At 38.7% G+C, this 12414-nt stretch carries 12 protein-coding genes and 1 rRNA gene; 8 read left to right on the top strand and 5 right to left on the bottom strand.

Features of this window, described 5'->3' with window-relative positions; genetic code table 11:
- Window positions 1-75: ribosomal RNA gene (locus tag VB711_RS15150) — 16S ribosomal RNA — on the bottom strand; the annotation flags it as partial.
- 667 nt (window positions 76-742) lie between these two features.
- Here VB711_RS15150 and VB711_RS15145 point away from each other — a divergent pair.
- The 3 genes from VB711_RS15145 to VB711_RS15135 all read left to right on the top strand — a co-directional run bounded on the left by VB711_RS15145 (window position 743) and on the right by VB711_RS15135 (window position 3735).
- The gene (locus VB711_RS15145; RefSeq protein WP_323286952.1) at window positions 743-1036 is read left to right on the top strand and encodes an HU family DNA-binding protein; all 294 of its coding nucleotides are present in this window, start codon (window positions 743-745) and stop codon (window positions 1034-1036) included.
- Window positions 1037-1062: 26 nt separating this feature from the next.
- Window positions 1063-2169, top strand: coding sequence for a threonine-phosphate decarboxylase CobD (gene cobD / locus VB711_RS15140; RefSeq protein WP_323286951.1), 1107 nt, complete (start codon window positions 1063-1065; stop codon window positions 2167-2169).
- A gap of 165 nt (window positions 2170-2334) precedes the next feature.
- Window positions 2335-3735, top strand: coding sequence for an NAD(P)/FAD-dependent oxidoreductase (locus tag VB711_RS15135; protein ID WP_323286950.1), 1401 nt, complete (start codon window positions 2335-2337; stop codon window positions 3733-3735).
- Window positions 3736-3755: 20 nt separating this feature from the next.
- Here the strand turns inward: VB711_RS15135 and VB711_RS15130 are convergent, their stop codons facing one another.
- Complete coding sequence (locus VB711_RS15130) at window positions 3756-5519, bottom strand: DUF3685 domain-containing protein (RefSeq protein ID WP_323286949.1); 1764 nt, start codon at window positions 5517-5519, stop codon at window positions 3756-3758.
- 252 nt (window positions 5520-5771) lie between these two features.
- Complete coding sequence (locus VB711_RS15125) at window positions 5772-6230, bottom strand: Fur family transcriptional regulator (protein WP_323286948.1); 459 nt, start codon at window positions 6228-6230, stop codon at window positions 5772-5774.
- A 622-nt stretch (window positions 6231-6852) separates the two neighbouring features.
- On the opposite strand from VB711_RS15125, the gene VB711_RS15120 reads away from it, so the two are divergent.
- A complete protein-coding gene (locus VB711_RS15120; protein ID WP_323286947.1) occupies window positions 6853-7341 on the top strand; it encodes a CRR6 family NdhI maturation factor in 489 nt (162 codons plus the stop codon).
- A 112-nt stretch (window positions 7342-7453) separates the two neighbouring features.
- Here the strand turns inward: VB711_RS15120 and VB711_RS15115 are convergent, their stop codons facing one another.
- A complete protein-coding gene (locus VB711_RS15115; RefSeq protein WP_323286946.1) occupies window positions 7454-8392 on the bottom strand; it encodes a glycosyltransferase family 9 protein in 939 nt (312 codons plus the stop codon).
- A 74-nt stretch (window positions 8393-8466) separates the two neighbouring features.
- Between VB711_RS15115 and VB711_RS15110 the strand changes: the two genes are divergently transcribed.
- The 4 genes from VB711_RS15110 to VB711_RS15095 all read left to right on the top strand — a co-directional run bounded on the left by VB711_RS15110 (window position 8467) and on the right by VB711_RS15095 (window position 10810).
- The gene (locus VB711_RS15110) at window positions 8467-8943 is read left to right on the top strand and encodes a DUF29 domain-containing protein (RefSeq protein WP_323286945.1); all 477 of its coding nucleotides are present in this window, start codon (window positions 8467-8469) and stop codon (window positions 8941-8943) included.
- Window positions 8944-9017: 74 nt separating this feature from the next.
- Window positions 9018-9701 carry a 2-C-methyl-D-erythritol 4-phosphate cytidylyltransferase gene (gene ispD, locus VB711_RS15105; RefSeq protein WP_323286944.1) on the top strand — a complete coding sequence of 228 codons (684 nt, stop codon included), beginning with the start codon at window positions 9018-9020 and terminating at the stop codon, window positions 9699-9701.
- A gap of 93 nt (window positions 9702-9794) precedes the next feature.
- Complete coding sequence (gene scpB / locus VB711_RS15100) at window positions 9795-10331, top strand: SMC-Scp complex subunit ScpB (RefSeq protein WP_323286943.1); 537 nt, start codon at window positions 9795-9797, stop codon at window positions 10329-10331.
- A 140-nt stretch (window positions 10332-10471) separates the two neighbouring features.
- On the top strand, window positions 10472-10810 hold the full coding sequence (locus VB711_RS15095) for a DUF760 domain-containing protein (protein ID WP_323286942.1): 339 nt from the start codon (window positions 10472-10474) through the stop codon (window positions 10808-10810).
- A 67-nt stretch (window positions 10811-10877) separates the two neighbouring features.
- On the opposite strand, the gene VB711_RS15090 is transcribed toward VB711_RS15095, so the two are convergent.
- Entirely contained in the window at window positions 10878-12083 is a 1206-nt protein-coding gene (locus VB711_RS15090) for an HhoA/HhoB/HtrA family serine endopeptidase (RefSeq protein ID WP_323286941.1), read from the bottom strand.
- Between the last annotated feature and the right edge of the window lie 331 nt (window positions 12084-12414).

Here is a 12414-nt window from a genome sequence, read left to right as displayed (position 1 = left end):
AAGAGACCGTTCGACTTGCATGTGTTAAGCATACCGCCAGCGTTCATCCTGAGCCAGGATCAAACTCTCCATTTTGTTGAGTTTTGAGTTCTTATAGCTCTTGCATCAATTTTTTAGCTTTCTGTATTTCCTTTCTTTTTAAGAAAATACTAAGCTTTAAAGTTTTTTTGACGAGGAATGGTTGTCTTTATTCTTTCAAAGTATTATTTTGTTTTCTCGGTTCGGTCGTTGTGGGCGTTTGCCCTTCACTCGAACTAATATAGCAATACTTTTTCTATTGTGTCAAGGGTTTTGGCAATATTTTTTTTGAGGGGGGTATTTTAGAAGATGCTTAATGGCTAAAAAGCTTGTGGTGTAAGGTTTTTGGATTTTCAATAGCTGTGGAGAAATTATGTAGAGGAGTAGGAAGGAGTTCGGGTTGTTAGAAAATCTAATTTTCACTATGGACAGGAGTTTGAAGATGAGTATTTATTCTTAATATTGGGGTGTTTGGAGTGCAATAATGACTCTAAAAGCACAAAAAATCCTGAAATCTATATAAATTAATGGTTTCATCTATCCACTTCTGGCTACAACACCTTAGAATGATTCATTGAAAAGTCTAGCCAATGAGATTTGCAGCCATTTTGAGCAGAAATGCTTTGAAGGGAAGATTTTTGTAATTCTCTACACAGAGATTTATGTAAAGATGCCAAAGGTTGCATCTTGAAGATAATCTCCACTAAACCTCAAGGAGTTTGATATGAACAAGGGTGAATTGGTTGATGTAATAGCCGAAAAGGCTAATGTGACGAAGAAACAGGCGGATCAGGTCTTGAGTGCGGTTATAGACGCTATTATCGAGGCTGTTTCGTCTGGTGATAAGGTTACTCTGGTGGGATTTGGCTCTTTTGAATCGCGGGAACGCAAGGCTCGCGAAGGTCGTAACCCAAAAACTAATGAGAAAATGGAAATTCCAGCTACTAAAGTTCCTGCGTTTTCTGCGGGGAAACTTTTTAGAGAAAGAGTAGCTCCCCCAAAAGAACCTAAAGAATAGTTTCTGTTGTAGGAAATCTATTTTTGATGCAGCAACAAGCACACGGGGGAAATTTAAACTGGGCAGCAGCACTGGCTGGCTGTCCCCCTGGAGCTATTCTGGATTTTTCTGCCAGTATCAGCCCGTTGGGTCTTCCAAGCAGTGTTATTGCTGCTATTATGTCCCGGCTTGATGATCTGAGGCATTATCCAGACCCAAATTATAGTGAACTGAGACTTGCTCTCAGTCACTTTCATCAAGTGCCTCCTGAGTGGATTTTGCCGGGTAATGGTTCGGCTGAGTTATTAACTTTGGCTGGTAGGGAGTTGGCACAATTAGAGGCAACTGTGGTGATGACTCCGGCTTTTGGCGATTATTACCGCACTCTGGCGGCTTATAAGGCTAAAATTCTGGAGTTTCCGGTTGTTTTGGAGGGAAGGGGCTGGGAAATTTCTCCTGTGCCTGTCTATGGTTCTGTTCCTGACTTGGCTGATTTGAGGCTTTTGACTCCTTTATCTCAAGGATATGGATTTCTGTTGAACAATCCTCATAATCCAACTGGTAAGTTGTTTTCACGGAGGTCTATTTTGCCTTACTTGGAACAGTTTGCTTTGGTGGTGGTGGATGAGGCGTTTATGGATTTTTTGCCTGTTGATGAGGAACAAAGCCTGATTTCGTTGGTGCAGGACTATGAGAATTTGGTGATATTACGATCGCTCACCAAATTCTACAGTTTACCGGGACTAAGATTAGGATATGCGATCGCTCACCCTGACCGTCTTTCTCGATGGCAATCATGGCGAGATCCCTGGCCTGTGAACACTTTGGCCGCAGCAGCGGCTATTGCTGCCCTTGGGGATCGAGAGTTTCAAAAAGAAACTTGGCAGTGGCTACCATCGGCACGAAACCAACTTTTTCAAGGTTTAGCTAATTTTCCTGGATTGCACCCCTTTGAAGGTTCTGTAAACTTCCTTCTGGTGGAATGTCAAGAGTCTAGTTCTGGGTTACAAAAAAGGTTGCTTCAAGAACACCAAATTTTAATTCGTGATTGCTTGAGTTTTAAGGAATTGGGCGATCGCTTTTTTAGAGTTTCGGTACGCACTCAGTCTGATAACCAACGTTTACTAACTGCCCTGGAGTTAGTTCTGAGATGATGGGGGAGATAAGGGGACTGGATCAATTTCCTTGTTTCCTTGTTTCCTTGTTTCCTTGTTTCCTTGTTTCCTTGTTTCCTTGTTTCCTTGTTTCCTTGTTTCCTTGTTTCCCTGTTTCCCTGTTTCCCTGTTCCCTGTTCCCTGTTCCCTGTCACTTCTTGCTTAATGACTATTGATTATGATGTCGTGATTATTGGCGGCAGTCTTGCTGCATACCAAGCTGCCTTAACTGCTACCCAACTCAGGGCAACAGTAGCTTTGGTGGAATCAGAGAGTAACTACGATTTTAACTATCACCTTGCACTGGAAGAAATCGGTAAAATGGTGGGTCGGTCTGGCAATGTAAAGTCTAATTTGGACGAGGTAATTTTATACGCTCGTACTATTGCAGACAATGTTGCTCAAATTAATTCCCTATCTAACTTAGCTGCCCAAGGAGTGGATGTGATTGTTGGTGGTGGTGAGTTTCTGCCTTCACGTCAACTGGCTTTTGGAGTTAATGGGAGATTATTACGTTCTCGCACTTATTTACTAGCTTGTGGTTCAAGGCCGGCTATTCCTAAAATTGATGGAATTGAATCTACTGGTTACTTTACCCTCAGCAATATTGGGGAAATTTTAGTTAAAACAAATTTGCCTGAAAATTGGGTAATTCTGGGAGGTGTACCCCAAAGTGTGGAAATTTCTCAACTTTTAAGGCGGTTGGGTTGCTATGTCACACTGATAGTTCAACAGTCGAATGTTTTTCGTTATCTTGACCGAGAAATTGGAGAATTATTACTAGGGCAATTAGAAGCTGATGGTGTACGTGTTGTGACTCAAAGGCCAGTTACTCAAACACGGTGTATTGAGGGCAAAAAATGGATTCAGGTGGGAGATAAGGCAATTGAAACTGATGAAATTTTAGTGGCAACTGGACACCAGCCTAATATAGAATTGCTGAATTTGGCAGCAGCAGGGGTGAAATGGCAACGAGGCCATTTGGTTGTAAATGATAAGTTGCAAACTACGAACGAGCGAATTTATGCCTGTGGAGATGTGATTGGGGGTTATGATATTCTTAGTATTGGTAATTATGAGGCGAATATTGCTGTAAAAAACGCGCTTTTTTTCTCTAGACTATTGGTTAATTATCGGTGTATTCCTTGGGGAATAAATTCTCAACCAATGGTGGCACAGGTAGGTTTAACAGAGATACAAGCTAGAGGAAGATATGGTAAAAATAAAGTTTTAGTTTTACGGAAATATTTTAAAACGTCAATTGCTGCCCAAGTGCAGGGTGAAATCACGGGTATTTGTAAATTAATTGTTTTAGAAAATGGTGAAATTTTGGGCGCTTCTATTTTGGGACAAGAAGCCCAGGAGTTAATTAATCTGGTGGCATTGATAATGTCGAAAAATATTAAGGTGGAAAGTTTAGGCGATTTAGCAGTTATGTATCCCAGTTTTTCAGATATTTTGGTGCAAACTGCTCGGGAATGGGGTAAGCAAAGGTTGAATAGAAATCACTTTTTACAGGATTTTCTGGAAGGGTTTTTCGATTTTCGTCGCGATTGGAATTTGTAGGTAGGTGAATATCATTTTATTTATCGCTTGGTTTTGTCATGATTGCCAGGTGGTTTTTTTTCTGGTAAAGTTACACTGCCAATGCCTTGAAGAATACCACGGCCAATTAAACCTAAACCACGACCGACTATTTGGGTAAGAACGAAGATAATACCACTACCGACAAAGGATAATAGAGATTGTAAACCAGGAGCGATCGCATCTCTAAATTCTAGCAGGAGTGTGACTGTTAGGGGAATACCAGATAGTTGAGCTAATTCTTGAGAACGTGGTGCATAAATCGCTATTTTGGCAATACCACGGGGTGTAAATACAAATAAATCATAACGACTTTCAAAAATTGCCTGAGCTTCAGTTATATAATTATTTAAACGATATTTCCAGGATAAGTTATTTCTAAATTTTTCAATTTCTCTGGTAGAAATTAACTGACGATGATAAAAGTTTTGTTTAATAATTTCTACATCTGCTAGGGAATTTAATAATGGTTGTAATACAGCATTACCTATCTGGATTAATAAATTTTCTAAGATTCTTGATGCTTGGAATTTAGCCTGTTCACTTCCTGCTGGATAGGAATTATTGTCTATATATAAATCTGTTTGTAATATCAAATAAGAAAACAATTCGATAACTAAGGGAATTTTATTGAGGATTTCTGTTTTTACTGCTTCTGGATTTTCTAATAAATAATTGACTATTTCTATATTTTTATTATCTACAGTTATTTGGGTAAATTTACCAAAAAATTCTGTAATTACTGCTTGCCATAAATCAAGTAATATTTTATCTTTTAATTCATGTAATTGGTCTAATTTAACTTGTACAAATCGTAGTTCTTCCAATTGCTGGGCTAGTTTTTGCAGGATAAGATAAAGTAATTCTCGTTTTTTTTCTTCACGCAGAATATCAATTTCTAATGGCAATTCTGTGATATTCTCTAAGGAGAATTGGAATTTATAAACACAAGATGAAAATAAAGCTGATTGTAATGATCTAGGACTCATTAAAGGCGGCACATTTGGTATCTGTTGTGGTTCTGATTTTGTGATGACGCTGCTAATGGGAGGAATAGGTGGATTTATTTGTTGAGCAGGTTTTTCTTGCTGTCTTTCTTGTGGTATAGTTAATAAATTATTCAAAAACCAACGGGCCGCTAAAAGTTCTCGCTGTTGTCCGGCTAAGACGGCTTTATCTAATAATGGTATTCCAGGGATTTGTAATTGTGTTGTTACTAATTTTAAGCTGGTATCAATATAGCTAATTCCTGACAAACGCAAATTATTCCGCAGTTTAAAAAACGATAGATGAGGAAATAGGGAAATAGTCTGGGGAGTAGATAGGTCGGTAGTTATCTTTTCCCAAAACCAATAATAACCGTTATTAGCTACTTTTTGCATGGCGGGGACTAATTCAGAAATTGGTAAGCCTTTGGGAGCGTAGCCATTTACACCAAGTGCTTTGGCGGTTAAAAGGATGTCCTGTTCCGCAGAACTGAGGAGAAAAATGGGAAGATGAGGGTATAAAGCTTTGATTTGCCTACAAAATTGTAAACTCAGTTGTTGTGATTCGATGGAACGACCATTACCTAATTCTAAAACTAATAAGTTTACTTGGTTGGGGTCTTGTGCTGCTAGTTCTACTAAAAATTTTAGGGCTGCGGTATCAGTTGCGACATCCGCTACTATTTGAATGTTGGAAATTGTTTCCAGGGCTACACATAACCCTAGACGGAAAATAGGATCTGGGTCGATTAATAGTAATTTTAAAGGGCGATCGCTCATAATTTAATTAGGGTTTGCAAAAAAGGTCTTTTGGTTAGGGCTAGGAGTCAGGAGGAAGAATTTAGAAGAATATACTTGAATTTAGTCAATTTCCACCTGATTCACCTTTTTAAGTTTCAAACTCTTGATCTATCTAGGTTTTAGCTTTACTAAGCAAGCCCTAATCAAATTGTTATTCCCATCCTCAAAATTACCACAATACTTAGCTGGTTTATTCTTATTTTTACCTGTTTTGCAATTCTTGACTAATAATTAATGGTTATCTTGATTGTCTGGGGAATTTTGATAGCCATAAAAGTTTATAGTATAGTTACTAATGCTGATGCCTGTTTGTGTTTCAACTTGACGAATGACCGATTCTGGTAGTTCTACATGAACATCTAGAATTTTATTTGTGTCTAAAGAGTTGACATGACTGTGCATTTCACTGTTATGTCCGTATAGACGACAATTGCAATGCTCAATACACTCGATGATATCTTGGGTAGATAGTGCTTCTAAATTTTGATAAACAGAGGTGTGTCCAATATCTTTTCCTTGTTGGTTTAAACGATCATAAATCTCTCTGGCGGAAAGATGCTCATTTACTTGCCAAAGTAGTTCTAAAATGAATCGTCGTTGACGACTAACCCGCATACCAAGCATTTGACAACGATCTAGTGCATCTTCTAAGGAACGAATTGGTTTGGTAGAAATTGCTGGTTTATACATATTCTAGTTTTGCCTTTCAATGTTTATTGCAAGGATATTAAGCTATATTTTTGGCTTTGTATAAGTAGGGAGACACCGAAAAATCCAACTATGTAACGAACTATAACAGGACTTACGCACAGGATAAAGAATATACTTAACACCGATTAGGGATGCTTTTTTACGTCTATTTATTTAATTGAAGTATGATTTGTGTTTCGGGCGATCGCTATTATCTAAATAGGGCTTGCTGAATAAATCTAAACCCGTTTATTAATAAGGGTTTCGATGGTTTTTGTCACAAAAATGTGCAAAGTTTTGGCTAATAGTGTCTCAAAACGGTGGCATTTTTCTTTGTCAGATATAGGAAATTGAGGATATCCAGATAGCTAAAACTGTTCCCTGTTCCCTGTTCCCTGTTCCCTGTTCCCTGTTCCCTGTTCCCTCCCCTCACAGATAACTTTTCCAGCAAACCCTAAATAGAGGTTTAAAACAAACTCATTACAACTTTAACTTAAAGTTCGTAAAAATGTCTACCTTGGGGAAGGTGTGCTAATTTTTTGTCTAAATTTTTAATTCTGGTACTAGCGTATATGACTAAAAGCTGCTACTCTGGATTGTCGATAAAGTAGCTAATTAATCAATGACAATTATAATTACCATCAATAATCACACGATTAATAATCTGGAGTTGTCACCTGCATTAACGGTAATTGAACCACTGATGCAAAACAAAAGTATTGGTTCTTACGAACAACAGCTACAATTTGAGATCAACTATGAACAAGAAGTTGGTGATCCCAGGGAATTATCAGAAATTCCAGAGTTGCGGCTGTGGTTTGTACGTTTAGATGCTAGATATCCTTGGTTGCCATTTTTACTAGACTGGAAGGCTGGGGAATTGGCACGCTATACGGCTATGCTAGTACCTCATCAGTTTATGTCTAAGGAAGGTATACAATATAACCCTGAAGCCTTGGAAATCTTTTTAATGCATAAAATTTTTATTTTGAGTGATTGGTTAAAACAACAAAGTATTCCCAATAAGTTCCGGCTTAAATCTTTTGCACAAATCTTGGGTTATGAATTAGATGATGCTTTTTTTGAGTTGATTAAAAAGGGTGATGGGTAATTGGTGATTGGTAATTGGTAATTGGTAACAAGATTTATTTTTGTTCCTTTTCGCTGCTTCCTAACTGTCTTCCTTCATTCTTCCTTTTTCCTGTTACCAATCCCCAATTCGTTTACATTCCCCAGATTTTTTCTAGGACTGTTTTAGGTAAAATATCTGCGGTTTTGGATGTGGGGGATTTAATAGCCAGGAATTTATCACTTTTCGGTAATATTTTGGCTGGTTCTGTTGATCCTAAAAGAGCGATCGTATAGGTTTGTACGGCTACACTGAGTTGTAGTGGTACACCTTCGACTGTTAACATGAGACTTGCCCCGGCAATCATGGAAGTTAACTTGCCGATATTATCTGGGGAAGTTAGTTTGATATTAACAGCAGAATCTAAGAGCGATCGCCCTATTTGCTGATCATTAATTAATACCACTGGTAAATCTGGTTGTTTGCTTTGGCAGTCTTGAATTATTTCTTGCCAATTCTCTACAGGGTAGATGATATCTGATGATGACTTACTTGAGCCAGGATAAACCAAAATGAATCCTGTTTCATTTACTCCTAACCGTTGTTGTTCGTTTCGCGCCCATTCAATATCTGATTTGAGTATATTTACGGCTAATTCTGGGCATGGTGTCTTAATATTCAAAGGTTGCAGCAAATCATGATACATCGCTGCCAAGTATTTGGATGGGTTAAGGGGTATGGGATGGGTGAGAAAAACTGCACCATTACCTTGATAGCCAATACGTGTAGGGATTCCTGTCAACCAGAGTAACAAACCTGTAAACCAACTTTGTTTAGTAGTAATAGCAACATCATATTCGCGATCGCGAATTGTGCCGACTAAGTTACCCCAATCTGCTAAACTGTTACGATCTTTGTAATCAAAGGTAAATACCTCGTGAACAGATTTGCTCACCCGGTAAGCAGCCTTTGATTGGGGTTCAACAACCACATCGATCTGGGCTTGGGGATAATTACGCTTCAGATCATCAATAGTGGCAAAAAAGAGAATCTGCTCCTCAATTCCGCCAGGTACAAGGGCTACTACTCGCATACATAATATTTATTATGGGTAATCCCTAGTTTATAATATAATTGTCACAAGTTATCGAAACAGGTTTCGGGCAAATGGCCGCAACTCAACCCACAGCCTCGACAAATTCTAATCTTTATGAAGCAGATTTTTATCTGTGGATAGAAACTACAGCCAATCACTTAAAAGCGGGGAATTTGGCTGAAGTTGATTTAGAAAATTTAATTGAAGAAATCGAAAGCCTGGGGAGAAGTGAAAAAAGAGCTTTAAAAAGTAATTTATTGGTGGTATTAATGCACCTACTAAAATATAAATATCAGCCTGAAAAGTCTAGTAAGAGTTGGTTGTCTACTATCTTTGAGCATAGACGAAGATTAATTGAGGGTTTAACTGAAAGTCCAAGTTTAAAAAAATACTTTTTTCAGGTATTTAATGAATGTTATCAAGATGGAAGAAAACAGGCTGCGTTAGAAACGGGTTTAGAAATTGATAATTTTCCCATAGAATTTCAATTTTCTATAGATGAATGTTTAAATCAAGATTTTTTCCCGGAAATAATAAATTTAAAATAATTGCTACTCTAAATCAAGTATATTAAAACAATTAAAACTTGAACGGCTCAAGAGAGGAAATCAGGACAGTTATTGTGTATTTATTAATTCCAGCGGCCGGAAGTGGCAAAAGAATGGGCAGCGATCGCAATAAACTATTATTAACGGTGCGATCGCAATCAATTATCGCTTGGACTTTATTGGCCGCAGAAGCCGCAAGTTCAATTAGTTGGATAGGAATTATCTCCCAACCCCTTGATTGGCCTGATTTTAAGTCGATTATTGCTGACTTACAGCTAACAAAACCAGTAGAATTAATTCCCGGTGGTGCTACCCGTCAAGAGTCGGTGTACAATGGTTTACAAGCATTACCAAAGGCAGCGCAACAAGTCTTAATCCATGATGGCGCTCGTTGCTTGGCTACCCCAGATTTACTCAATACTTGTGCTGAAGCTATTCACCATTGTTCTGGGTTAATTGCCGCCATACCTGTCAAAGATACTATTAAAGTTGTCGATGAAAATAAAATTATTCAAAGTACACCCAACCGAGAAAAACTTTGGGCAGCCCAAACTCCCCAGGGTTTTGATGTTAAGCTGTTGAAAGAGTGTCACGCCAAAGGTTTAACTCAAGGCTGGGAAGTAACAGATGATGCGGCTTTGCTGGAAAAATGCGGGATAGAAGTGCGAATTGTCCCAGGAGAAGAGACTAATTTAAAAGTTACCACACCCCAAGATCTAGCGATCGCTGAATTTATTCTCACCAACCGCCAATCTTGACAAAATAACCTAAATATGCTAACGTTACATCCACTTAAATAATTGTCAAAAGGCTGTTAAAAAAGGCTTTTTGAATTTTTAAAATTCTGCCCAATGTCCAAAAAGATAGCGATAGCGACGAAAATAGAAGCAATACTCTATTTAAAAGGTAAACCCTTAACTTTGACTGAAATAGCAGAATATGGCTTGTGCGATCGCGCTACAGCAGAAGAAGGGATAATTGAACTGATAGACAGTTATGCCCACAGGGATAGCGCCCTAGAAGTCGTAGAAACTCCCAATGGTTATAGTTTACAACTACGAGGAGACTTTCAAGAATTAGTGCAAACATTGATACCTGTAGAATTAGGTGTAGGAGCATTAAGAACATTAGCAGCGATCGCTCTCCATAGTCCCATACTTCAAAGCGATTTAATCAACCTCCGTGGTTCAGGAGCATATCAACAGGTTCAAGAACTGGTAGAATCAGGTTTTATTAAAAAACGTCGAGATCCCGAATCGCGCTCATACTCATTACAAGTGACTCCAAAATTTCATCAATATTTCCAAATTGACCAACTCCCGCAAATCTTCCCCACGGACAAAAAAGATAATCAATTAGAACTAGAGTTAAACGGCATTGAGGAATAATCTAGTGGAACATGAAAGAAATTACACCTTGCTTTTTTAACCTTTTCTCTATTCTTAATGACCAATCGCTGCGGAAAATGCGCTAGGCTTGTACTATGGTTTAAAGTAGAATTAGCAACTTAAGCTAACAACGATTGCCAATGGTGTTTGATCCTGATTTTTTGAACGACAACTCCGAGGAACACACTAATCAGCTTCTAAATGATCACTTTGGGGAAAACCCGAACCAGTTACTCAAATATTTACAGCATCAATCCCCTGAAGTATTAGCTCGTGTAGCCCAGTCCGTCAGCCCAGAAATTAAACAGATAATTTCCCAAAACGTCCAAGGGCTTGTGGGAATGCTTCCGTCAGAGAGTTTTAACGTGCAAATTACCACAGACCGGGATAATTTAGCAGGGCTACTAGCATCAGCAATGATGACAGGGTATTTTTTGCGCCAAATGGAACAAAGAATGCAGTTAGAAGAAAAATTGTGAGTTGGGTGATTGGTAACTTCTAAACTCCTGTATGGAGAAACAGCCGTTCACCCTGGGTAACTCCTAACTACTTTTTTAAGTACACACCTGACTTGAGTAGAAAGGTTTGAGTTTTACCATTGCGGCTGACTTCAATTTTTAGAACCTCTCCGACCTGACTGGATTCCACAATTTTCTGCACTTGGGCGGCGATTTTCACAGATTTATCGTTAATCTTTTGAATTACGTCTCCAGGGAGTAATCCTGCTTCTTTGGCGGGGGAATTGGCCAGAACCCTTTTAATGACAACACCCACATCTAGGGGAATGTTGAGGTTATTGTCTTGATTGATTTGCTGTTGCTGGAGAGGAGAAAGGTCTGTCATTTCAATCCCCAAAAAAGGGTGATCTGCACGTCCTTTAGTAAATAACTGGTTAGCGACACGGGCTGCTGTTTCAATGGGTATAGCAAAACCCAGTCCTTGGGCATCTGTACGGATAGCAGTGTTAACACCGATTACCTGACCTTGGGCATTTAAGAGGGGTCCCCCAGAGTTACCAGGGTTAATTGCTGCATCCGTTTGAATAAAACTAACTCGTTTATCGGGAACACCTACTTGGGCGCTAGTGCGGCCTGTGGCGCTGATAATGCCGATAGTTACAGTATTATCTAAACCTAAAGGATTGCCAATAGCGATCGCCCATTGTCCAGGGATCAAATTTTGTGAACTACCTAATTTAACAGTAGGTAGATTATTGGCATAAATTTTAACTGCTGCTACATCTGTCACAGTATCAACCCCTACCACCTTACCCTCAAAAGTCCGACCATCTTTGAGAGTTACTAAGACGGTATCTGTATCTGCTACCACATGGGCATTGGTCAGCAATTCGCCTTTTTCGCTCAAAATAAATCCTGATCCTGTACCTTGTTCAATGCGTTCTGGGGGGACTATTTGCTCATTTTCACCAAAAAACCGCCGCAAAACAGGATTTTTCCAAGCGTCAGCAAGTTGATTAGAAACTTTACGAGTAGCATTTATTCGCACAACCGCCGGTCCTACTTTCTCCACGGCCATGGCAATAAAATTTATATTGTCCTCTCCAGAAGAATTAATTGCACCGTTAGCAGTAGGAGAGATCACTGATTCTGGAGGTAAAGCTGCTGTAACATTTTTCAACTCTTGAAATTCACGATTGTCTGGTAGAAGATATCTACTTCCCACCAACCCGGCACCACTACCGATTACCACTAAAACAAGATATACCAACAGTTGTTTCCAAGATAAGTTCATAACAGTTAAAAATAAATTTTCTCAAGGATATAGAAACACAGTTACTAATTTCTAAGTCTAGTGAAGCAACGGACAAATGAACAAACAAATTTAGAAAATGGTGGATATTAATATCTTGCATTTTATCAATCAGGTCTAGTGGGCATTGCCCACCCTACTATAATGAGGGTTATAAACTTTATATTTTGACAATAATTGCCAGATATTAAGAGACATAAAGGAGGAAAATACACCATCAGACATACCCCCAACTTTAAAAGTTTTTATTTAAAATCTAGAATTAGTAGTAATCCTTGTTCAGGGTGTTGATGATGATTTCATTTTCTCATGT

Source organism: Cronbergia sp. UHCC 0137 (assembly GCF_034932285.1).
Lineage (GTDB): Bacteria > Cyanobacteriota > Cyanobacteriia > Cyanobacteriales > Nostocaceae > Cronbergia.
This window is presented reverse-complemented; position numbering and strand designations above follow the sequence as displayed.